Consider the following 22,409-nt stretch of genomic DNA (forward strand, 5'->3'; position numbering starts at 1 on the left):
AAGTCGCCGGTGGTTGTGGTGGCCGGCGCGATCCGCTCTTGCACCGCCGACGACCTGGCGACTATGGTTCGATGCGACTATATCGGACAACTGTCCACTCAATCGGCATGCATCACTGAGCCGCGCAAAGACGGGAGCGGGAGATGGCCTTGTTGGCCGACGGCGCGAGCGCACTGTTCATCGACGGGAAGCTGTCGCCGGGCAACGCCGGCACGTTTTCCACGATCAACCCGGCAACCGAAGAAGTGCTCGGAGTTGCCGCCGACGCCGACGCCGACGACATGGGTCGCGCCATCGACGCCGCGCGGCGGGCCTTCGACGACACGGACTGGTCCCGCAACACCGAGCTGAGGGTTCGGTGTGTGCGGCAGTTGCGCGGGGCGATGCAGCAGCACCTCGAAGAGCTGCGCGACCTGACCATCGCCGAAGTCGGCGCGCCGCGAATGCTCACCAGCATCGCCCAGCTGGAGGTCCCGGTAAACGACCTGGCATTCGCGGCCGACACCGCCGAATCGTACGAGTACAGCCAGGATCTCGGCGAGGCGTCGCCGATGGGCATCCCCACCCGGCGCACCATCGCCCGAGAGGCCGTCGGTGTCGTCGGCGCCATTACCCCGTGGAACTTCCCCCACCAGATCAACCTCGCCAAGATCGGGCCGGCGCTGGCCGCCGGGAACACCGTCGTCTTGAAGCCCGCCCCCGACACCCCCTGGTGCGCCGCCGTGCTGGGCGAGCTCATCGCCGAGCACACCGACTTTCCGCCCGGCGTGATCAACATCGTCACCTCCAGCGACCACGGCGTGGGCGCGCTGTTGGCCAAAGACCCTCGGGTGGATATGGTTTCGTTCACCGGATCGACCGCCACCGGCCGCAGCGTGATGGCCGACGGCGCGGCCACCATCAAAAAGGTCTTCCTCGAGTTGGGCGGCAAGTCGGCGTTCATCGTCCTCGACGACGCCGACCTGGGCGGCGCGGTGGGCGTGGCGGGCTTCTCGGTCTGCATGCACGCCGGGCAGGGATGCGCAATCACCACCCGGCTGGTGGTGCCGCGGGCGCGGTACGACGAAGCGGTCTGGATCGCGGCCGCGACGATGGGCGGCATCAAGGCCGGTGACCCCACCGACCCCGGAACCATCTGCGGGCCAGTGATTTCGGCGCGCCAGCGGGATCGGATACAGGGCTATCTCGACTCGGCGATCGCCGAGGGCGGGACGTTCGCGTGCGGAGGCGGGCGGCCGGCCGACCGCGGCGTCGGTTTCTTCATCGAGCCCACCGTGATCGCGGGCCTGGGCAACGACGCCCGCTGCGCCCGGGAGGAGATCTTCGGCCCGGTCCTGACGGTGATTCCGCACGACGGCGACGACGACGCCGTGCGCATCGCCAACGACTCGCCATACGGATTGTCGGGCACCGTGTTCGGTGCCGACCCGGAGCGGGCGGCCAGGGTTGCCGCGCGAGTCCGCGCGGGCACGATCAATGTCAATGGCGGCGTGTGGTATTCGGCCGATGCGCCATTCGGCGGTTACAAGCAATCCGGCAACGGTCGCGAGATGGGCCTGGCCGGTTTCGAGGAGTACCTGGAGATCAAGACCATCGCGACAGCGGTTAACTAGAGGAGCTTGAGAGCATGCGATTCGAGGACAAGGTCGCCATCGTCACCGGGTCGGGTGGCGGCATCGGTCAGGCGTACGCCGAGGCGCTGGCCCGTGAAGGCGCCGCGGTTGTCGTGGCCGACATCAAGGCCGAGGCGGCCGAGGGGGTGGCCAAGCAGATCGTCGCCGACGGTGGCACGGCGCTGGCCGTTCCGGTCGACGTGTCCGACCCGGCGTCGGCCAAGGCGATGGCCGACCGCACGCTGGCCGAATTCGGCGGCATCGACTACCTGGTCAACAACGCGGCGATCTTCGGGGGCATGAAGCTGGATTTCCTGCTCACGGTCGACCCCGAGTACTACAAGAAGTTCATGAGCGTGAACCTCGACGGCGCGCTGTGGTGCACCCGCGCGGTGTACAAGAAGATGGCCAAGCGCGGCGGCGGGGCGATCGTCAACCAGTCGTCCACCGCCGCGTGGCTGTACTCGAACTTCTACGGCCTGGCCAAGGTCGGCATCAACGGCCTGACCCAACAGCTATCCCGCGAACTCGGCGGCCAGAACATCCGGATCAACGCGATCGCGCCCGGGCCCATCGACACCGAGGCCAACCGGACCACCACGCCGCAAGAGATGGTCGCCGACATCGTCAAGGGTCTTCCCTTGTCGCGCATGGGAACTCCGGCGGACGTCGTCGGGATGTGCCTATTTCTGTTGTCCGACGAGGCGTCGTGGATCACCGGGCAGGTTTTCAACGTCGACGGCGGGCAGATAATTCGATCATGAGCAACGATCTGAGGCTTGGGTACATCGGCCTGGGCAACATGGGCGCCCCGATGGCCACGAAGATGACCGAATGGCCTGGTGGGGTGACGGTTTACGACATCCGGACGGAGGCGATGACGCCGCTGGCCGAGAAGGGCGCCAGCCTGGCCGACAGCGTCGCCGACGTCGCCGCCGCGGACATCATCCACGTCACCGTCCTGGACGATGCGCAGGTGCGGGAGGTCGTGGGCGAACTGGCGGTACACGCCAAGCCCGGTAGCGTCATCGCGATCCACTCGACCATCGGCGACACCACAGCCGTAGAACTGGCCCGCGAGCTCAAACCACGGGGCATTCACATCGTCGACGCACCGGTCAGCGGTGGCGCGGCTGCCGCCGCGGAAGGCGAGCTGGCCACGATGGTGGGCGCCGAGCGCGAGGTGTACGAACGGATCAAGCCGGCCTTCAAACACTGGGCGGCGATGGTGGTCCACGCCGGGGAGCCCGGCGCGGGGACGCGAATGAAGCTGGCCCGCAACATGTTGACGTTCACGTCGTATGTCGCGGCCTGCGAGGCCATGAAACTGGCCGAGGCGGCCGGGCTCGATCTGCAGGCGCTGGGCCGGGTGGTGCGTCACACCGACGCGCTCACCGGTGGGCCGGGGGCGATCATGGTCCGCGATGACATGAAAGACCTTCAGCCGGAACACTTCCTGTACCAACCGTTTATGCACACCCGTGGTCTGGGGGAGAAGGACCTGAGCCTGGCGCTGGGTTTGGGTGAGGCATTGTCGGTCGACTTGCCGCTGGCCCGGTTGGCTTTTGGAAGCTTGGCCGCCGGCCTTGGGGTGCCGCACACGGAGAAAGAGACCTAAATGGACGAGCTGCGCCGCAAGGGCCTCGAGAAGATGAACGAGGTCTACGGCTGGGAGATGCCCAACATCGAGGGCGACGCGTACTTCGACCTGACCGTCGATCACCTGTTCGGCAGCATCTGGACGCGACCGGGTTTGTCGATGCGCGACAAGCGCATCATGACGCTGACGGCGGTGACCGCGATCGGGAATCGCGACCTGGCCGAGATCCAGATCAACGCCGCGCTGCTCAACGGCGAACTCAGCGAGACCGAGCTGAAGGAGATGGCCGTCTTCCTGACCCACTATCTCGGCTTCCCGCTGGGTTCGGCGCTCAACGGCGCCGTCGACGCCGTCGTGGCGAAGCGCAAGAAGGCCGCGGCGAAGGGCGCCGGAGAGGACAAGAAGGCCAACGTGGACGCCGCGTTGAAGATGCACTCGGGTGATAAGGACTGACCCGCCGAGCAGACGCAGAATCGCGTGCTTCGAGGCGAAAATGTGCGATTTTGCGTCTGCTCGCGGTGATGACGGACCTCAGTAGGGTTGGCCGCCTGCGGGCATCACATACTCGGAGGTCGGCGCGGAGACGCCGTTGACCGTCGTTCCGCCGTTGAGGATGCCCGGTGCCATTTCCAGCATGTTGTGCGGGAAGCCAAATTTCGGCATTGTCAGCGCGTCGAGACGGCCCAGTTCGTCCGCGCCGAGGCTCACGTCGACGGCGCGGAGGTTGTCGTCGAGCTGGGAGAGCCGGCGCGCCCCGATGATGACGGACGAGACTGCGGGCTGTGCCCTGACCCACGCGAGCGCCACGCTGGCGACGGTCGTCTCATGGGCCTTGGCGATGACCTCGAGTTCGTCGATCAGCGCGTAGGTCTTCTCGTTGAGGAACGCGTTGACCATCGCGCCGCGGTCGGCGTCGTTCCGGCCGGCATTGGCCCGGGTGTACTTGCCGCTGAGCACGCCGCCCTTCAGGGGCGACCACGGCGTGATGCCGAGGCCGAATTCGGATGCCATCGGCACCAGTTCCTGTTCGACGTCGCGTTCGAGCAGCGAGTACTCGATCTGCAACCCGACGAATGCCGACCAGCCGCGGAACCGGGCGACGAGGTTGGCTTCGGCGATCTTCCACGCCGGGGTGTCCGAAACGCCGATGTAGCGCACCTTGCCCGCGCGGACGAGGTCGTCGAGTGCCGCCATGGTCTCCTCGATCGGGGTGTTCGCGTCCCAGATGTGCAGCCAGTACAGGTCGATGTAATCGGTTTGCAGTCGCCGTAGCGAGTTTTCGCAGGCGCTGATCAGGGACTTGCGGCCCGAGCCGCCTCCGTTCGGATCGCCCGGATACAGGTTGCCGCTGAACTTGGTGGCGACCACCAGGCGATCGCGGCGGGCGGGGTGGCGCCCGATGTGGTCGCCGATGATCTTCTCGGAGTGGCTCCGGGTGTAGAAGTTGGCGGTGTCGATGAAGTTGCCGCCGAGGTCGGTGTACCGATCGATGATCTGTTGGGACTCTTCGACACTGGTGCCCCAGCCGAGGTCTTCGCCGAACGTCATCGCGCCGAGGCACAGGGGGCTGACGCGCAAGCCGGAGCGTCCGAGTGTCACGTATTGATCCAGAGGCATGGCGGCCGCTTTCTGGTAGATTGTACGATTATGCGTTTGTTCCGTTCTAAACTAGTTCACGACTGAACGATCTGGCAAGTCGATGTCAGCGGTTGATGCGGCCAAAATCTGGTCGCTGAACTACCGGGTGCTGGTCTCGGTCATCGCGTGCGCCGAGCCCGAAATCTGCGCGCTCGGCCTCGAGTCCAAGGAGCTGTTCCTGCTCGCCGAGATCGACGAGCATCCCTACCCCGCCGAATTGGCCGCGGCGTTGAGCATGCCCAAGGCGACGGTGACGGTCTACCTGAAACGGCTCGAGGCGGCCGGGTTGGTGCGCCGCGAGATCGACCCCGCCGATCTACGACGCCATCGGCTTCTGCTCACGCCGGCCGGCCGTAAAGCCGCCGCCGACGGCCTCGCGCTGCTGTCGGCGGAGTTCAACAAGCGGCTGGGCCGTCTCACCGTCGCACAGCAAAAAGAGCTGAAAGGCCTGCTGGAGCGAATTGTCTGAACGCCTCAGCTAGTCTGACGTGTCGTGCGCGTCCTGGTGATCGGTTCCGGTGCCCGTGAGCATGCGCTGCTGCTGGCGTTGCGCAAGGATCCGCAGGTCACGGAGCTGGCCGTTGCCCCCGGCAACGCCGGCACCGCCCGGCTGGCCGAGCAGCGCGACGTCGACGTCACCTCGGGCGAAGCGGTGGTCGCGTTGGCGCGCGAGGTTCGCGCCGACCTCGTGGTCATCGGTCCCGAGGTACCGCTGGTGCTGGGGGTGGCCGACGCCGTGCGCGCCGCCGGCATCGCCTGCTTCGGACCCGGCAAGGACGCCGCCCGGATCGAGGGCTCCAAGGCGTTCGCCAAGGACGTCATGGCGGCGGCCGGCGTGCCCACCGCCGCGAGCGAAATCGTCGACAGCCCGGCACGTTTGGACGCGGCCCTGGACCGCTTCGGCCCGCCGGCCGGCAACCCGGCGTGGGTGGTGAAAGACGATGCCCTGGCCGCCGGCAAGGGGGTGGTGGTCACCCCCGATCGCGACGTGGCGCGCGCCCACGCCGCCGGCCTGCTCGAGGCGGGTCACCCGGTGCTGCTGGAGTCTTTCCTCGACGGTCCCGAGGTGTCGTTGTTCTGCGTGGTCGACGGCCCCACCGTGGTGCCGTTGTTGCCGGCGCAGGACTTCAAGCGGGTCGGCGACGGCGACACCGGGCCCAACACCGGCGGCATGGGCGCCTACGCGCCGCTCGCGTGGCTGCCCGAAGAAATGTACCGGCAGATCGTCAGCCGGATCGTCGAACCCGTTGCGGCCGAACTGGTTCGGCGCGGCTGCCCGTTCAGCGGCTTGCTCTACGTCGGCCTGGCGATCACCGCGAAAGGGCCCGCGGTGGTCGAATTCAACTGCCGGTTCGGGGATCCCGAGACACAGGCGGTGCTGGCCCTGCTGGAGTCGCCGCTTGGCCAGCTCCTGCATGCCGCGAGCACCGGGGCGCTGGCCGATTTCGGCGGGCTGCGCTGGAGCGAAGGCGCCGCGGTGGCGGTGGTGCTGGCGGCGGAAAACTACCCGGGGCGCCCCCGCGTCGGCGACGTCGTCGTCGGCGCGGAAGCCGATGGCGTGCTGCACGCCGGAACCGCGCGGCGCGACGACGGGGCGATCGTCTCGTCGGGCGGCCGGGTGTTATCCGTGGTGGGCACCGGGGCCGACCTGTCCGCCGCCCGCGCGAACGCCTACGAAATCCTGGGTTCGATTCGATTGCCCGGCAGCCACTTCCGAACCGACATCGCCCTCGCGGCGGCGGAAGGAAAGGTCAGCGTCTAAAACCCCGCAGCCAGGCCATCGCGGCGTGGATCGCTGACCGCCAGGTACCCGTCGTCGAGGCGCCAGATCGCTTGGCAGCTGCCGAATTGGTTGTAGTCGTCCACGGCGACCAGATCGTGGCCGCGCCGCCGCAATTCGTCGAGCGTCGACTCCGGGAAACCCCGTTCACAGCTGACCTGCGTGCCCTGCACCCAGCGGAACCGCGGGCCGTCGCACGCCGCCTGCGGATTCTGGCCGTGGTCGGCGATGCGCACTATCACCTGCACATGGCCCTGCGGCTGCATCGTGCCGCCCATCACCCCGAAGCTCATCACCGGGGCGCCGTCCTTAGTGACGAACCCCGGGATGATGGTATGGTACGGACGCTTACCGGGGCCGACCCGGTTCGGATGTCCCTCGGCCACAGCGAAATCCGCGCCTCGGTTTTGCAGCGACACTCCGGTGCCCGGCACCACCACGCCGGAGCCGAAGCCCATGTAGTTGGACTGGATCATCGACACCATGACCCCGGCGGCGTCGGCCGCGGTCAGATAGACGGTGCCCCCTCGCGGTGTGCCCGCGGACGCCGGCTTGGCCCGCGACCGATCGATCAGTGCGGCACGGTGCCGCAGATATTCCTTGTCCAGCAGGTGATCCGGAGTCAGCGCCATGTGATCGATGTCGCCGACGTAGGCCTGCGCGTCGGCGAACGCCAGCTTCACCGCCTCGATCTGCAGGTGCACGCTGTCGGCGGAATCGGCCGGCCACGAGGACATCTCGAAGTGTTCCAGGATCCCCAGGGCGATGAGTGCCACGATCCCCTGGCCGTTGGGCGGTATCTCGTGCACCGTGTACCCGCGGTAGGCCGCCGCGATCGTGCCCACCCAGTCGGCGCGGTGCCCGGCGAGGTCGTCGGCGCGCATCGCCCCGCCGTTGGCCAGCGCGTGTGCCTCCAGTTTCGCGGCCACGTCCCCGCGGTAGAACGCCTCCCCGTTGGTCGCGGCGATCCGCTCGAGCGTGGCCGCGTGATCGGGAAACCTGAAGAGCTCACCGGGTTTGGGCGCGCGCCCCCCGGGCAGGAACGCCTCGGCGAACCCCGGCTGGTCCTTGAACAGCGGCACCTGGGCCGCCCATTGCTCCGCGACCGTCGGCGACACCAGAAAGCCGTTGCGGCCATAGGAGACCGCGGGCTCGAACAGCTTCTCAAACGTAAGCTTGCCGAACTTGGCGTGCAGCTCCGCCCACGCCGACACCGCGCCGGGCACGGTCACCGAGTTCCAGCCGAGCGCGGGAACGGCGTTGCCGCCGAAGTACTCCGGCGTCCAGGCCGTGGGGGAGCGGCCGGAGGCGTTCAGCCCGTGCAGCCGCCGGCCGTCCCAGACGATGGCAAAAGCGTCCGAGCCGATGCCGTTGGACACCGGCTCCACCACGGTCAGGGTGATGGCGGCGGCGATCGCGGCGTCCACGGCGCTGCCCCCCGCGGCGAGCATGCGCAGACCCGCCTGGGCGGCGAGGGGTTGCGACGTGCACACCACATTGGCCGCGAGGACCGGCTTTCGCGGCCACGCGTACGGGAGGCTCCAGCCGAAAGGTGTGGTCACCTCCGCGAGACTAGGCCGTCAGCAGCGGCGCCAGCCACGTCAGCTCGGCCGGCAGTTGCGAGCTCCAGAACGCCGCGTTGTGCCCGCCGGGTGAGAAACCGCCCGCGGGCGGGTTGGGCAGTTGCGCGATGAACTGCTTCGTCGCCCCGTAGAACGGGTCGCTGTCGCCGCAATCCACCCGGATCGGTATCGACGCCAGCGCCGGCATCCCGAACACCGAGTTCGCCGCGAAGTCGTCGGGCCCGTCGAACGCGCCGGGTGCGGCCGCCCCGGAGGACATCCACAGCGCCGGGCTCACCGCGCAAATCGCGGCGGTGCGCGCGGGCCCGAGCCGCCCGCCCAGCAGCAGCGCGCCGTAGCCGCCCATCGACCAGCCCAGGAACGCGACCCGTGAGGTGTCCAGGTCCTGGCCGCCCAGCATCGGGATCAGCTCGTCCAGCACCATGGCCCCGGCGTCCTCGCCCGACGCCCGCTTGTGCCAATAACCGCCGCCCCCGTCGACGGCCACCACCGCGAACGGCGGCAGCCCGGCGCTGACGGCCTGGGCCAGCCCCTGCTCGACGCCGCCGGCCATCACGGTGGCCGCATCGCTGCCCTTCCCGTGCAGGGCGATGACCGATCGCAGCGCCTGGGTCTGTCCCGGTGGTCGGGCGATGGCCCAGTTGGTGTTGATGCCGCCGCGCGCCGCCGAAACAAACGAGCCCGTCACCATGGTCGGCGCGGGCGCGGCCGGTGCCGCCGGTTCAAGGGGCACGCTGGGCGGCGGAGCTGAGGGCGCCCGGGTGCCGGCCGCCGACACCGGCGTGGCGTGAGATGTTCGGGGCTCTAGCAGGATGTCCAGGGCGTATGCGCCGGCGGCGCCGACGGCCGCGCTGGCGCCCAGACCGAGCAGGGCGCGGCGGCTCAAGTCGGGCATGCGGGCCATCATGCCACGGTCGTTTGGTCAAAATGGCAATGGAGTACCACTTTTGCTGGCACCATGGCTACTCGTGACGGCAGCTGTTACTCCAAAGGGAGAACGTCGACGGTATGCGCTCGTGAGCGCCGCCGCCGAGCTGCTTGCCGAGGGCGGCTTCGAAGCGGTGCGCCACCGGGCGGTCGCCCGGCGGGCGGGCCTGCCGTTGGCCTCGACCACCTACTACTTCTCGTCGCTGGACGATTTGATCGCGCGCGCCGTCGAACACATCGGGATGATCGAGATCGCCCAGCTTCGGGCGCGGGTCAACGCGTTGTCCCGGCGTCGCCGGGGACCGGAGACCACCGCCGAGGTGCTGGTCGACCTGCTGGTGGGGGATCTGTCCGATCCGGCGCTCACCGAGCAGCTGATCTCCCGTTACGAGCGGCACATCGCCTGCACCCGGTTGCCCGCGTTGCGCGAGACGATGCGTCGCAGCCTGCGCCAGCGCGCCGAGGCCGTGGCGGAGGCCCTCGAACGATCCGGCCGGTCCGTGCGGATCGAGCTGGTGTACACGCTGATCTGCGCGGTGGACGGTTGCGTGGTCTCCGCGCTGGTAGAGGGCGCGGATCCCGTCGCGGCCGCGTTGGGCACGGTGGTCGAGCTCGTCGACGTGCTCGCGCCCATCGATCCGCGGCCGGTGCAGATCTGAACCGCTAGGAGCACGGCAGCGACGGCGTCACGATGTATCCGGTGGCGAAGTCGCCATAGATCGTGACCGCGGCCGGGCAGCGCTGGAAGTACCGGGCCACGTACGCGCAGACGACGGCGTCGACGGGATCTTCGGCGCGGCGCAGCTCGCTCTTGCGTTGCGCCGCGACGACCTGCCGACGCAGCCCCGCCCAGCCGTCATGGCCCGCGACATGCAGTGGGACCGCGGCATCGGCGAGCTTTTCGACGCCGTCCATCAGCAGCAGGAGCTGGGACTTGAGCCCGTCGACGGTGCGGCCGGGCTTCGCCTTGTATTTCAGCGTCCGCTCCAACCGGAACAGCGCGACGGTTGCCGCGTGCGGGTAGACCTCGATGGCGCGGCGCCCGGCCGGCGACCGCGGATCGAGATCGAGGCCCAGCGCCGCGGCCAGCCGGCCCCCGCGTGGGCCGTCGGCGAATTCGGGTTTACCGGTGTTGGCCGGGTGCGCTCCGGCTTCGAACCGGCGGAAGTCACGGTTGAGGGCCGCCTCGGCGGGCCGGTTGCCCGTCGGATTGGTCACCACCAGCGGCGCGTCGAAGGCGACCAGGCATTCGTCGCGGACGTAGGGCGACAGGGCGGCCAGCACCGCCGCGTCGTCGCGCACGGCGCACAGGTGAACCAGGCGGCCGTCGGCGTCGAGCACCGCGACACCGGTGGGGTTGCGGCCGGCCCACGCCAGGTCGACGCCGGCGAAGTACACCCGCCACATTGTGCCGCGAAAGTGCAACTACCGGCGTCGCCACCCGGCGGATGCGTCGCCAGTCGCACTTTCGCGCCGCCGGGCGAACCGTAAGCTGTGTGCTTGTGAGCATTCCGAACGTCCTGGCCGCCCGGTACGCCAGCGCGGAAATGGTCGCGATCTGGTCGCCGGAGGCCAAGGTCGTCGCGGAGCGGCGGCTGTGGCTGGCGGTGCTGCGGGCCCAGGCCGAGCTGGGAGTGGACGTTCCCCCCGAGGCGATCGCCGATTACGAGCGGGTGCTCGACCGCGTCGACCTGGCCTCGATCGGCAACCGTGAACGGGCGCTGCGCCACGACGTGAAGGCCCGCATCGAGGAATTCAACGCCCTGGCCGGCCACGAGCATGTGCACAAGGGAATGACCAGCCGCGACCTCACCGAGAACGTCGAGCAGCTCCAGGTCCGGCGATCGCTGGAACTGGTGTTCTCCCACGGCATTGCGGTCGTCGCGCGGCTCGCCGAGCGGGCGGTGGGCTACCGCGATCTGGTGATGGCCGGGCGCAGCCACAACGTCGCCGCGCAGGCCACCACGTTGGGCAAGCGGTTCGCCTCCGCGGCCCAGGAGACGCTGATCGCGTTGACCAGGCTGGGGGAGTTGATCGACCGCTACCCGCTGCGGGGGATCAAGGGCCCGATGGGCACCGCGCAGGACATGCTGGACCTGCTGGACGGCGATGTCGCCAAGCTGTCCGAACTCGAGGGACGCGTGGCCGAGTTTCTCGACTTTGCAACGGTTTTGACCAGCGTCGGCCAGGTATATCCACGCTCGCTGGACCACGACGTGCTCTCGGCGCTGGTGCAGCTCGGCGCCGGACCGTCGTCGATGGCCCACACCATCCGGCTGATGGCCGGGCACGAACTCGTCACCGAGGGTTTCGCGCCGGGGCAGGTGGGCTCGTCGGCGATGCCGCACAAGATGAACACCCGCAGTTGCGAGCGGGTCAACGGGCTGCAGGTGGTGCTGCGCGGCTACGCCTCGATGGCCGCCGAGCTGGCCGGCGCGCAGTGGAACGAGGGCGACGTGTTCTGTTCCGTGGTGCGCCGAGTCGCGTTGCCGGACAGCTTCTTTGCCATCGATGGGCAGATCGAGACGTTCTTGACGGTGCTCGACGAGTTCGGCGCCTACCCGGCGGTGATCACCCGCGAGCTGGACCGCTACCTGCCGTTCCTCGCCACCACCAAGGTGCTGATCGCCGCGGTGCGCGCCGGCATGGGGCGCGAGGCGGCGCACCATGTGATCTCCGAACACGCGGTCGCGACGGCGCTGGCCATGCGCGAGCGCGGCGCCGAGCCCGACCTGCTCGAGCGGTTGGCCGCCGACGAGCGGCTGCCGCTGGATCGCGCGGCGCTGGACGCCGCGCTGGCCGACAAGAAGTCTTTCACCGGGGCCGCCGGTGACCAGGTGGACGAGGTGGCCGCGATGGTGGATGCGTTGGTGAGCCGCTATCCGGAGGCGGCGAAATACACTCCGGGTGCGATCCTGTGACGCTCGCCGGCGCGCTTTCGGGGATCGACTTCACCGACCTGGACAACTTCGCCAACGGATTTCCGCATGACCTGTTCGCCGTCCATCGGCGCGAGGCGCCGGTGTATTGGCACGAGCCGACCGACAACACCCCGGACGGCGAGGGCTTCTGGTCCGTCGCCTCCTACTCGGAAACGCTTGCGGTGCTGAAAGATCCGGTGACCTTCTCCTCGGTCACCGGCGGTAAGCGCCCGTTCGGCGGCACGCTGTTGCAGGACCTGGCCATCGCGGGCCAGGTGCTCAACATGATGGACGACCCCCGGCACTCGCAGATCCGGCGCCTCGTCAGCTCCGGGCTGACGCCGCGGATGATCGGCCTCGTCGAGGACGATCTGCGGTCCCGGGCGCGCCGGCTGCTCGACGCGGTGGTGCCGGGCGAACCGTTCGACTTCCTTGTCGACATCGCCGCCGAACTGCCCATGCAGATGATCTGCATCCTGCTGGGAGTGCCGGAATCCGAACGGCATTGGCTGTTCCAGGCCATCGAGCCGCAGTTCGACTTCGGCGGCTCCCGCAAGGCGGCCCTTTCGCAGCTGTCCGACGCAGACGCCGGGTCGCGGATGTACGCCTACGGCCAGGAGCTGATCGCGGCCAAGCGCGCCGAGCCGACCGACGACATGCTGTCCGTGGTCGCGAACGCCACGGTCGACGACGAAAACGCGCCGGCGCTTTCCGATCTCGAGCTGTACCTGTTCTTCAGCCTGCTTTTCAGCGCGGGCGCGGAGACGACGCGCAACGCCGTCGCCGGCGGCCTGCTGGCGTTGGCCGACCACCCAGGGCAATTGCGCGCGCTGCGTTCGGATTTCGGCCCGCTGCCCACGGCGGTGGAGGAGATGGTGCGGTGGACGTCGCCGTCGCCGTCGAAGCGGCGCACCGCCACACGCGACGTCACCCTCGGCGGACAATCGATTCGGGCGGGTCAGAAGGTTCAGATCTGGGAGGGTTCCGCCAACCGGGACGCCGACGTGTTCGACCACCCCGACGAATTCGATATCGTCCGGAAACCCAACCCCCACTTGGGCTTCGGCCAAGGTGTGCACTACTGCCTGGGTGCCAATCTGGCCCGGCTGGAACTGCGGGTGCTGTTCGAGGAGCTGTTGACGCGCTTTTCCGCCGTGCGGGTCGCGCGGCCAGTCGAATGGACCCGCAGCAATCGGCACACCGGCATCCGGCACCTGGTCGTGGAGCTGATCGAGGGACCGTGACCACCCGGCTCGCCGATGCCGAGCCCTCACCCGGCGCATAGCCGGGCTGCTGCGCTCGTGCCCTGAATCCGGTCAGCCCGTGCGCAGCGCGATCCCGGCCGCCCTCAGCTCCAGCGCGGCCAGCGCCCGGATCGTGACGGGATCCTCGTGGCGCCACCCGCCGACCGGATCCGCGCTGATCGCGGCCAGCTTGCGCGGCGGCCGGTTCGTCAGGGCCCGCAGCGCCAGGAGCTGTTCGCCGGCCGGGGTCGCGGCCAGCCCGGTGACGGTCCACTTGCGCCGGAAGAACCGCAGCCGCAGGAACAGCCACGGGACGACCACGATGAGCAGCGGCACCGCGACGACGGCCAGCGACAGCAGCACCGCCAGCCCGCCCGCCGTGGTGTCAAGGCTGTGTCCGGCCCCCGCGATGTCCAGAGCGGCCGCGCTGGCGGAGACGAGCGGCTTGCTGACCGCGTCCCCGACCACCGGAATGTGCTGCGCACCTTGGCCCGCCGATGCCAGATTGCCGGCGATGCCGTTGGCGCCGACCTCGACCTGCCGGCCGGCCTCGGCGATCGTCGAGATGGCGTCGTAGACGGCCGTGCCGACGAGCAGCCAGATCACCGACCACAAAAAGATGGCGAAATCGCTGAAAAGTTGGGCGGCCAGCCGGCCGGGCGTGGTGGCGTAGGGCAGGATCCGCAATGGCAGCGACGTCATAGCCTCGATCCCAGCACAGGGCCGCCCGATAGGCTGACCCGATGCGTCCAGCACTGTCCGACTACGAGCATGTGGCCAGCGGCAAGGTCCGGGAAATCTACCGCGTCGGCGACGAGCACCTGCTGCTGGTGGCGACCGACCGGATCTCCGCATACGACTACGTCCTGGACAGCACCATCCCGGACAAGGGCCGGATACTGACCGCGATGAGCGTGTTCTTCTTCGGCCTCGTCGAGGCCCCCAACCACCTGGCCGGGCCGCCCGACGACCCGCGCATCCCCGACGAGGTGCTTGGCCGCGCGCTGGTGGTGCGGCGGTTGGAGATGCTCCCGGTGGAATGTGTGGCCCGCGGTTACCTGACCGGGTCGGGGCTGCTGGACTACCAGGCGACCGGCCAGGTCTGCGGCATCCCGCTGCCCCCGGGTCTGGTGGAGGCCAGCAGGTTCGCCACCCCGATATTCACTCCGGCAACGAAAGCGGCGCTGGGCGACCACGATGAGAACATCTCGTTCGCCCGGGTGATCGAGATGGTGGGTGCGGTGCGCGCCAACCAGTTGCGCGACCGCACGCTGCAGATCTATGTTCAGGCCGCCGACCACGCGCTGAGGAGGGGAATCATCATCGCGGACACCAAGTTCGAGTTCGGCACCGACGCGGGCGGCAACCTGCTGCTGGCCGACGAGATCTTCACCCCGGATTCCTCTCGGTACTGGCCCGCCCAGGACTACCGGGCGGGTGTGGTGCAGACCAGTTTCGACAAGCAGTTCGTGCGCAACTGGTTGACCAGCCCGGAGTCCGGCTGGGACCGGCACGGTTCGCAACCCCCGCCACCGCTGCCCGACGACATCATAGACGCCACCCGAAGCCGTTATATCGAGGCTTACGAACGCATTTCCGGCTTGAGCTTCGGCGGCTGGATCGGCCCGGGCGCATGACGGAGGCATCGCTGGAAGCGCTGGTGCCACCGGTCGCGAAGCGGGTCGATACCCGGCGCGAACATCACGGCGACGTCTTCATCGACCCGTACGAATGGCTGCGCGACAAGGCCGATCCCGAGGTCATCGGCTACCTGGAGGCCGAGAACGACTACGTCGACCGGATGACGGCCCACCTGGAACCGTTGCGGCAGCAGATCTTCGACGAGATCAAGTCGCGCACCAAGGAGACCGACCTGTCGGTACCGACCCGGCAGGGTGACTGGTGGTACTACGCCCGCACCTTCGAAGGCAAGCAGTACCGCGTCCAGTGCCGGTGCCCGGTCACCGATCCTGATGACTGGGATCCGCCGATCCTCGACGAGGACACCGAAATCCCCGGCGAGCAGGTTCTGCTCGACTCGAACGCGGAGGCCGAGGGCCACGAATTCTTTGCACTGGGCGCCGCGATGGTCAGCCTGGACGGGAACCTGCTGGCATACTCCGTCGACACCGTCGGCGACGAACGCTATACCCTGCGGTTCAAGGACTTACGCACCGGGCAGCCGTACCCCGACGAGATCGCGGACATCGCGGCGGGAGCGACCTGGGCGGCCGATCACCGCACCGTGTACTACCTGACCCTGGACGCGGCCCACCGTCCCGACAAAGTCTGGCGGTACCGGCTCGGCTCGGGGGAGCCGCCGGAGCTGGTGTATCACGAAGCCGACGAACGGTTTTGGCTGGGGGTGGGGCTCACCCGAAGCGAGAAGTACGTGTTCATCGCCTCGGGGTCGTCTATCACCACCGAGATGCGTTACGCGGACGCCGCCGACCCGGACGCGACGTTCACCGTCGTGCTGCCCCGCCGCGAAGGAATCGAGTATTCGGCCGAGCACGCCGTCATCGGTGGACAGGACCGATTCCTGATCCTGCACAACGACGGGGCCGTGAACTTCACGCTCACCGAGGCCCCGGTCAGCGATCCGACGCGCCAGCGCACCCTGATCCCGCACCGTGACGATGTCCGGCTCGACGCCGTGGACGCCTTCGCCGGTCAGCTGGTGGTGAGTTACCGGCGCGCGGCGTTGCCGCGAGTCCAGTTGTGGCCCTTCGGGTCCGACGGGACCTACGGCAAGCCCGAGGAAATCTCGTTCGACTCCGAGTTGATGTCGTGCGGGTTGGGCGGCAATCCCAACTGGGATTCGCCCAAGCTGCGGATCAGGGCCGGATCTCTGGTGACCCCGGCGCAGATCTACGACGTCGACCTCGCCACCGGTGAGCGGACGCTGCTGCGCGAGCAACCCGTCCTGGGCGGCTACCGGCCCGCCGACTACATCGAACGGCGCGACTGGGCGCAGGCGGACGACGGCACCGAGATCCCCGTGTCGATCGTGCATCGCGCCGACGTCGAATTCCCTGCGCCCACAATGCTGTACGGTTACGGCGCCTACGAGCTGTGCACCGACCCGAGCTTTTCGATCGCCCGATTGTCGCTGCTGGACCGCGGCATGGTCTTCGTCATCGCCCACGTACGTGGCGGTGGCGAGATGGGCCGGCTGTGGTATGAGCACGGCAAGCTGCTGGCAAAGAAGAACACCTTCACCGACTTCGTCGCGGTGGCAAGGCACTTGGTGGACTCAGGTCTGACCCGGCCGCACCAGCTGGTCGCGCTCGGCGGTAGCGCCGGCGGTCTCCTGATGGGTGCGGTGGCCAACCTGGCACCGGATCTCTTCGCCGGCATCCTCGCGCAGGTCCCCTTCGTCGACCCGCTGACCACCATCCTCGACCCGTCCTTGCCGCTGACCGTCACCGAGTGGGACGAGTGGGGAAACCCGTTGAGCGACAGCGATGTCTACTCGTACATGAAGTCGTATTCGCCCTACGAGAATGTCGAGGCCAAGAGGTATCCGGCCATCCTGGCGATGACGTCCCTGAACGACACCCGCGTGTATTACGTGGAGCCGGCCAAGTGGGTTGCGGCGCTGCGGCATGCCAACACCGACGGCAACCCGGTCTTGTTGAAGACGCAGATGAATGCGGGACACGGCGGCGTCAGCGGTCGTTACAAGGCCTGGCAGGAAACCGCTTTCCAGTACGCGTGGCTGCTAGCCGCGGCCGACCGCGACCGCTATGGCGGCGGCCAGGAAGACAACCTGGATGGCCGTCCGCAGGGGTAGCCGGGTCGTCATCGATTTGGGCGGATCTGGCATCCGGGACGCATAGACATTGGCCGGGAACATGGCCAGCATCAGCACTACGAGGCAGACGGCGGCCGCCACCCGGGTCGCGGGAACCAACAGGCCCACGGCGCCCAGCAACTCCAGCAGGCCGGTGAACGTCACGAGGTAGCCGGGAGCGGGCAGGCGGGGCGGCACGATCGCGACGAGATCCCGCCGCAGCGGCGGCGCGAAGTGCGAAAAGCCGGTCAGCAGGAACATCGCCGCCAGCCCGACGGCGATCGCGGCGGTCCAGTTGTTGACGTAGGCGACGCCGAGCGCCCCGATGCTGCGGGCGGCGATGGTGCTCAGGAGCAGCGTGATCAACGGGGCCATCTGACATTCCAATCTAGACAGTGACAAGATTGTAGCACTCGAAGATAGCACCTATCTAGTCACTGTCAAGTTCGGTCGGTATGCTGGCGGCGTGAACCGCTACCACCACGGCGACCTGCGCGCGGTGATCCTCGCCGAGGCGGGCCGCCTGGTCGCCGAATGGGGCGCGGACGGGGTCTCGTTGCGCGAGTTGGCGCGCAGCGCGGGCGTGTCGCACGCCGCCCCGGCCCATCACTTCACCGATCGGCGGGGCTTGTTCACCGCGCTGGCGACCCAGGGATTCCAGCTGCTGGCCGAGGCGCTGGCGAATGCTCGTGGCCGCTTCGCCGACGCGGCCCTCGCCTACGTGCGGTTCGCCCTCGAGCACCCCGGCCACTACCAGGTGATGTTCAACAAGTCGCTGCTGGACGCGGCCGACACCGAACTGGCCGCGGCCGAGGCCGCCGCCGGGGCCGAGCTTTCCCGCGGCGTCGCGACCCTGCGGGACCCCAACGCGCGGGCCGACCCCGCGGGCGCTCAACTCGCGGCGTGGTCACTGGTGCACGGGTTCTCTACGCTGTGGCTCAACGACGCGGTCAACGTCCACATCAGGCAGACCGATCCGATGGACACGGTCGCGCGGATCGCGGCGATGCTGTTCGAGGGGTGAGCGGCGCTAGTCGTGGGCCGTTTGAATGGCCGGCTGCTTCGGTAGGAACGCCGCCGGGATGATGGTGAACGTCACCAACACCACCGCGATCGCGAATACCAGTGTGTACGCGTGCGAAAGGTCGTGCAGCACGCTGCCCGGGAAGCCCGGGGCCAGCGTCTGCGGGGGCACCGCGGACGGGTCGACCGGCACGCCGGTGGCGGCCGCCTTCTGTTGGAGCGTCGCCAGTTTACGTGCCGCGGCGATGTTCTCGCTGTGGTTGAACTGGTTGGTGAGGACCATCGACATCAACGCGGTTCCCATCGAACCGCCCACCTGATGGCTGACGCTCATCAGCGTTGTGCCGCGGGCGATCTGGTGCGGGGACAGCGCCTGCACCGACGCGACGGACAGCGGCATCATGGTGCAGCCCATGCCCAGGCCCGTGATCGCCAACCCGACCAGCAGTGTGGGTAGGTACGGGGTCTGCTTGGCCACCCCGAGGGCAAAGGTGCCCAGGCCCGCAATGATCAACGCGATGCCGACCAGCACGATCTTGCCCGGCCCCTGCCTGTCCACCAGCGGCCCGGTCAGCCGCATGGTCAGCATGGCGCCCAGCCCCTGCGGGATCATGTGCACGCCGGCCTGCATGGGCGTCTGGTGCAGCACCTGCTGGAAGTAGCTCGGCAGCAGCAGGCCCGCGCCGAAAAAGGCGGTGGCGAACAGCAGCATCGTCACATTGGCCTGGGTGATCACCTTGTTCTGGAACAGCCGCAGATCGATGAGTGGGTGATCGGCACGGCGCCGCGCGTGCACGACGAACGCGGCAATCAAGGCCAGGCCGACGACCGCCGGAAGCAAGACACGACGATCGGCCACGGTCCCGCAGCGCGGGACGGACGACACCGCGAACAGGAACGTGGCCAGCCCCGGCGACAGCAGCAATCCACCGACGACGTCGAACGTTTCCGACCGCGCCGCTTGATCGCCGGGGAACACGATCGCCGCCAGGACCAGCGTCACGAGCCCGATCGGCAGGTTGATCAGGAAAATCCACCTCCAGCTGGAGGTGTCGATGAGCCAGCCGCCCAGGATGGGCCCACCGATCGGGGCGAGCAGCATGGGGATGCTCAGGATGGACATCAGACGGCCGAGGCGGGCGGGGCCCGCTTCGCGGGTCATGATCATGAATCCCAGCGGCATCAGCATGCCGCCGCCGATCCCCTGGACCACTCGAAACACGATGAGCTGCACAATCGTTGAGGCCACCGCGCACAGCAGCGAACCCAGGGCGAACGCCACCACCGATCCCATGAACAACCGTTTGGTGCCGAAGCGGTCGGCCGCCCACCCCGTCAACGGAATCACCGACGCCAACGCCAGCGTGTAGCCGGTCATGGTCCAACCGACCACGGCCTGGCTCGATCCGAATTGATCGATGAAGGTGCGTTGCGCGACGGCGACGACCGTGACGTCCAGGATCGCCATCACCGTGGCCAACAGGCACACCCCGGAGATCCGCAACAGCCCCGCGTCCAGCTTGGCCGGGAAGGCATGGGCGCCCGGCGGCTGTGCTGAAGCGGTGGGCGGCGCGGTGTCGGCCGCTGCTGATCGGGCCTTGTCCATGGCGTTGCTTAGCATATCGAATCGATCGCGCCGGCCCGCGCCGGGACGCGTTTGCTGACCGGGCGTGCGGGCGGGTCCTTTCGGGCGGGTTCCGGCCCACCGGCGCGGCCCGTTTTGCGGCTTCCGGGCGGCGCCGACCTGGGCCGATATACGCCTGCTGTCTGCGTGTCCTTCACCATCCCGACACCTGGCATCGTCAAACTGCGGGTGTGTCTGGAAAATTGATCGTCTCGGTGTCGGGGATTGGCGAACGCACCCTGGACGACGTCGCGGCGTTCTGCGCGCAAATGGACGCCCGCGAAGTTCCGGTCTCATTGCTGGTTGCTCCACGGCTCAAGGGTGATTACCGGCTCGACCGGGACCCGCACACCGTCGACTGGCTGACCGCCCGGCGGGCCGGCGGCGACGCCATCGTGCTGCACGGCTACGACGACCCCGCCACCAAGAAGCGCCGCGGAGAATTCGCGGTCCTGCGCGCCCACGAGGCCAACCTGCGACTGATGGGCGCCGATCGGGTGCTCGAGCACCTCGGCCTGCGCACCCGGTTGTTCGCGGCGCCGGGCTGGGTGGTGTCACCCGGCGTCGTCAAGGCGTTGCCACAGAACGGCTTCCGGTTGCTCGCCGATCTGCATGGGATCACCGACCTGGTCCGGCGCAGCACCGAGCGCACGCGGGTGCTGGGCATCGGCGAGGGCTTCCTGACCGAGCCGTGGTGGTGCCGCATGGTGGTGCTGTCCGCGGAGCGGATCGCGCGCCGCGGCGGCATCGTGCGGGTGGCGGTGGCCGCGCATCAATTGCGCAAGCCCGGCCCGCTGCAGGCGATGCTGGACGCCGTCGACCTCGCTCAGATGCACGGTTGCGCGCCCACGGTGTACCGGTGGCGGTCCAGCAAGGCGATCCTCGACGCGGCCTGATCCAAGCGCCTGATCGGCCCCCGCCCGGGGGCATTACCCTGGTGCTACATGAGCGAATCTTGGGGCTCGGATTTCGCCGCTGACGCGGTCATCGTCGGTGCCGGGCTGGCGGGCCTGGTAGCCGCGTGCGAATTGGTGGAGCGCGGGCTGCGGGTGCTGATCGTCGACCAGGAGAACAGCGCCAACCTGGGCGGGCAGGCGTTTTGGTCGTTCGGCGGCTTGTTCTTTGTCGACAGCCCGGAGCAGCGCCGGCTGGGCATCCGCGACAGTCATGAACTCGCCCTGCAGGATTGGCTCGGCACCGCGGCGTTCGACCGGCCCGAAGACTACTGGCCGCGCCAATGGGCGCATGCCTACGTCGATTTCGCGGCCGGGGAGAAACGCAGCTGGCTGCGTGCCCGCGGGCACAAGATTTTTCCACTGGTGGGTTGGGCGGAGCGCGGCGGTTACGGTGCTCAGGGGCATGGCAACTCGGTGCCGCGTTTCCACATCACGTGGGGTACCGGGCCGGCGTTGGTGGAAATCTTCGCGCGTCAGTTGCGCGACCGCTCCACGGTGCGCTTCGCCCATCGCCACCAGGTCGACGAGTTGATCGTCGAAGGTGGCGCGGTGACCGGCGTCCGCGGCACCGTGCTGGAGCCGTCGCCCGCGGCGCGCGGAGTGGCCTCGTCGCGGAAAGCGCTGGGCCAATTCGAGTTTCGCGCCCCCGCGGTGCTGGTCACCAGCGGGGGCATCGGCGGCAACCACGAGCTGGTGCGAAAGAATTGGCCCAAGCGAATGGGCCGGGTTCCCGAGCAATTGCTCGCCGGGGTACCTGCGCATGTCGACGGTAGGATGATCGCAATTTCCCAACGGGCCGGCGCGCGGGTGATCAACCCCGACCGGATGTGGCATTACACCGAGGGCATCACCAACTACGACCCGATCTGGCCGCTGCACGGCATCCGGATCATTCCGGGGCCGTCCTCGCTGTGGCTGGACGCGTCCGGTAAGCGGTTGCCGGTCCCGCTGTATCCCGGCTTCGACACTCTGGGCACGCTGGAGTACATCACCCAGTCTGGGCATGACTACACCTGGTTTGTGTTGAACGCCAAGATCATCGAGAAGGAGTTCGCGCTGTCCGGTCAGGAGCAGAATCCCGATCTGACCGGCCAGAGCGTGCGCGAGCTGCTACGTAATCGGGCCAGCTCCGGGGCGCCGGGGCCGGTGCAGGCCTTTGTCGACCGGGGCGTGGATTTCGTCAGCGCGGGCTCCTTGCGCGAGTTGGTGACGGCGATGAACAAGCTGCCCGACGTGGAGCCGCTCGACTACGCCACGGTCGAGGCCGAGGTCACCGCCCGCGACCGTGAGGTGGCCAACAGGTACACCAAGGACAGCCAGATCACGGCGATCCGGGCCGCCCGGGGCTATATCGGGGACCGGCTGGGCCGGGTGGTCGCGCCGCACCGGTTGACCGATCCGAAGGCCGGGCCGATGATCGCGGTTAAGCTGCACATCCTGACCCGAAAGACGTTGGGCGGCATCGAGACCGACCTGGCCGGGCGGGTGCTCAAGGGCGACGGCACCCCGCTCTCCGGGCTGTACGCGGCCGGCGAGGTGGCCGGATTCGGCGGCGGCGGCGTGCACGGCTACCGGGCGCTGGAGGGCACCTTCCTGGGCGGCTGCATCTTCTCGGGCCGCGCGGCGGGCCGCGGCGCCGCCGACGACATCACCTAGCTCCGTCTGCTCGCCCAAGCGGCAAGCGGGCGGTGCCGCCAGCCCGCG

General features: G+C 68.5%; 21 protein-coding genes. 14 read left to right on the forward strand and 7 right to left on the reverse strand.

Features of this window, described 5'->3' with window-relative positions; all coding sequences use genetic code 11:
• The first annotated feature begins 143 nt into the window (after window positions 1-143).
• From MTAB308_RS19745 to MTAB308_RS19760, 4 genes are read left to right on the forward strand one after another with little or no spacing between them, the layout of a single operon-like run.
• Window positions 144-1,613: an aldehyde dehydrogenase gene (locus MTAB308_RS19745; protein ID WP_066916108.1), complete on the forward strand. Its 1,470-nt coding sequence runs from the start codon at window positions 144-146 to the stop codon at window positions 1,611-1,613.
• 14 nt (window positions 1,614-1,627) lie between these two features.
• Window positions 1,628-2,377 carry an SDR family oxidoreductase gene (locus MTAB308_RS19750; RefSeq protein ID WP_066916106.1) on the forward strand — a complete coding sequence of 250 codons (750 nt, stop codon included), beginning with the start codon at window positions 1,628-1,630 and terminating at the stop codon, window positions 2,375-2,377.
• Entirely contained in the window at window positions 2,374-3,231 is an 858-nt protein-coding gene (locus MTAB308_RS19755) for an NAD(P)-dependent oxidoreductase (RefSeq protein WP_077101416.1), read from the forward strand. Before MTAB308_RS19750 ends, MTAB308_RS19755 begins: the two co-directional genes overlap by 4 nt.
• Window positions 3,232-3,666 (forward strand): carboxymuconolactone decarboxylase family protein, encoded by a 435-nt coding sequence (locus tag MTAB308_RS19760; RefSeq protein WP_066916102.1) that lies wholly within the window; start codon window positions 3,232-3,234, stop codon window positions 3,664-3,666.
• A gap of 78 nt (window positions 3,667-3,744) precedes the next feature.
• On the opposite strand, the gene MTAB308_RS19765 is transcribed toward MTAB308_RS19760, so the two are convergent.
• Entirely contained in the window at window positions 3,745-4,830 is a 1,086-nt protein-coding gene (locus MTAB308_RS19765) for an aldo/keto reductase (RefSeq protein WP_077101418.1), read from the reverse strand.
• A gap of 82 nt (window positions 4,831-4,912) precedes the next feature.
• On the opposite strand from MTAB308_RS19765, the gene MTAB308_RS19770 reads away from it, so the two are divergent.
• Both MTAB308_RS19770 and purD read left to right on the forward strand, forming a co-directional pair.
• A complete protein-coding gene (locus MTAB308_RS19770; RefSeq protein WP_077101420.1) occupies window positions 4,913-5,320 on the forward strand; it encodes a MarR family winged helix-turn-helix transcriptional regulator in 408 nt (135 codons plus the stop codon).
• A gap of 24 nt (window positions 5,321-5,344) precedes the next feature.
• Window positions 5,345-6,613, forward strand: a complete 1,269-nt coding sequence (gene purD / locus MTAB308_RS19775) for a phosphoribosylamine--glycine ligase (protein ID WP_077101422.1) — start codon at window positions 5,345-5,347, stop codon at window positions 6,611-6,613.
• Here purD and MTAB308_RS19780 read toward each other — a convergent pair.
• Both MTAB308_RS19780 and MTAB308_RS19785 read right to left on the reverse strand, forming a co-directional pair.
• Window positions 6,610-8,193: a gamma-glutamyltransferase family protein gene (locus MTAB308_RS19780; protein WP_077101424.1), complete on the reverse strand. Its 1,584-nt coding sequence runs from the start codon at window positions 8,191-8,193 to the stop codon at window positions 6,610-6,612. The two genes, purD and MTAB308_RS19780, sit on opposite strands and share 4 nt — an antisense overlap.
• A gap of 10 nt (window positions 8,194-8,203) precedes the next feature.
• Window positions 8,204-9,121, reverse strand: a complete 918-nt coding sequence (locus MTAB308_RS19785; protein ID WP_077101426.1) for an alpha/beta hydrolase-fold protein — start codon at window positions 9,119-9,121, stop codon at window positions 8,204-8,206.
• A gap of 61 nt (window positions 9,122-9,182) precedes the next feature.
• Between MTAB308_RS19785 and MTAB308_RS19790 the strand changes: the two genes are divergently transcribed.
• Window positions 9,183-9,800, forward strand: a complete 618-nt coding sequence (locus tag MTAB308_RS19790) for a TetR/AcrR family transcriptional regulator (protein ID WP_066916058.1) — start codon at window positions 9,183-9,185, stop codon at window positions 9,798-9,800.
• 4 nt (window positions 9,801-9,804) lie between these two features.
• On the opposite strand, the gene MTAB308_RS19795 is transcribed toward MTAB308_RS19790, so the two are convergent.
• A complete protein-coding gene (locus MTAB308_RS19795) occupies window positions 9,805-10,539 on the reverse strand; it encodes a DUF429 domain-containing protein (protein WP_077104552.1) in 735 nt (244 codons plus the stop codon).
• A gap of 104 nt (window positions 10,540-10,643) precedes the next feature.
• On the opposite strand from MTAB308_RS19795, the gene purB reads away from it, so the two are divergent.
• On the forward strand, window positions 10,644-12,062 hold the full coding sequence (gene purB / locus MTAB308_RS19800) for an adenylosuccinate lyase (RefSeq protein WP_077101427.1): 1,419 nt from the start codon (window positions 10,644-10,646) through the stop codon (window positions 12,060-12,062).
• A complete protein-coding gene (locus MTAB308_RS19805) occupies window positions 12,059-13,306 on the forward strand; it encodes a cytochrome P450 (RefSeq protein WP_066916054.1) in 1,248 nt (415 codons plus the stop codon). The genes purB and MTAB308_RS19805 overlap by 4 nt, the downstream gene beginning before the upstream one ends.
• A gap of 72 nt (window positions 13,307-13,378) precedes the next feature.
• On the opposite strand, the gene MTAB308_RS19810 is transcribed toward MTAB308_RS19805, so the two are convergent.
• On the reverse strand, window positions 13,379-14,008 hold the full coding sequence (locus tag MTAB308_RS19810; RefSeq protein WP_077101429.1) for a hypothetical protein: 630 nt from the start codon (window positions 14,006-14,008) through the stop codon (window positions 13,379-13,381).
• A gap of 41 nt (window positions 14,009-14,049) precedes the next feature.
• Between MTAB308_RS19810 and MTAB308_RS19815 the strand changes: the two genes are divergently transcribed.
• On the forward strand, window positions 14,050-14,943 hold the full coding sequence (locus MTAB308_RS19815) for a phosphoribosylaminoimidazolesuccinocarboxamide synthase (RefSeq protein WP_066916050.1): 894 nt from the start codon (window positions 14,050-14,052) through the stop codon (window positions 14,941-14,943).
• Complete coding sequence (locus MTAB308_RS19820) at window positions 14,940-17,102, forward strand: S9 family peptidase (RefSeq protein ID WP_077101430.1); 2,163 nt, start codon at window positions 14,940-14,942, stop codon at window positions 17,100-17,102. Before MTAB308_RS19815 ends, MTAB308_RS19820 begins: the two co-directional genes overlap by 4 nt.
• Here MTAB308_RS19820 and MTAB308_RS19825 read toward each other — a convergent pair.
• Window positions 17,031-17,477 (reverse strand): DoxX family protein, encoded by a 447-nt coding sequence (locus MTAB308_RS19825; protein WP_066916046.1) that lies wholly within the window; start codon window positions 17,475-17,477, stop codon window positions 17,031-17,033. The genes MTAB308_RS19820 and MTAB308_RS19825 overlap by 72 nt on opposite strands.
• 91 nt (window positions 17,478-17,568) lie before the next feature.
• On the opposite strand from MTAB308_RS19825, the gene MTAB308_RS19830 reads away from it, so the two are divergent.
• A complete protein-coding gene (locus MTAB308_RS19830; RefSeq protein ID WP_077101431.1) occupies window positions 17,569-18,126 on the forward strand; it encodes a TetR/AcrR family transcriptional regulator in 558 nt (185 codons plus the stop codon).
• 6 nt (window positions 18,127-18,132) lie between these two features.
• Here MTAB308_RS19830 and MTAB308_RS19835 read toward each other — a convergent pair whose 3' ends face one another.
• On the reverse strand, window positions 18,133-19,731 hold the full coding sequence (locus MTAB308_RS19835) for a DHA2 family efflux MFS transporter permease subunit (protein WP_077101432.1): 1,599 nt from the start codon (window positions 19,729-19,731) through the stop codon (window positions 18,133-18,135).
• A 209-nt stretch (window positions 19,732-19,940) separates the two neighbouring features.
• On the opposite strand from MTAB308_RS19835, the gene MTAB308_RS19840 reads away from it, so the two are divergent.
• Together MTAB308_RS19840 and MTAB308_RS19845 are read left to right on the forward strand one after the other, a co-directional pair.
• Window positions 19,941-20,645 carry a DUF2334 domain-containing protein gene (locus MTAB308_RS19840; RefSeq protein ID WP_066916040.1) on the forward strand — a complete coding sequence of 235 codons (705 nt, stop codon included), beginning with the start codon at window positions 19,941-19,943 and terminating at the stop codon, window positions 20,643-20,645.
• Window positions 20,646-20,693: 48 nt separating this feature from the next.
• Window positions 20,694-22,361 carry an FAD-binding dehydrogenase gene (locus MTAB308_RS19845; RefSeq protein ID WP_066916038.1) on the forward strand — a complete coding sequence of 556 codons (1,668 nt, stop codon included), beginning with the start codon at window positions 20,694-20,696 and terminating at the stop codon, window positions 22,359-22,361.
• Window positions 22,362-22,409: the final 48 nt, after the last annotated feature.

It is taken from the genome of Mycobacterium terramassiliense, assembly GCF_900157385.1.
GTDB lineage: Bacteria > Actinomycetota > Actinomycetes > Mycobacteriales > Mycobacteriaceae > Mycobacterium > Mycobacterium terramassiliense.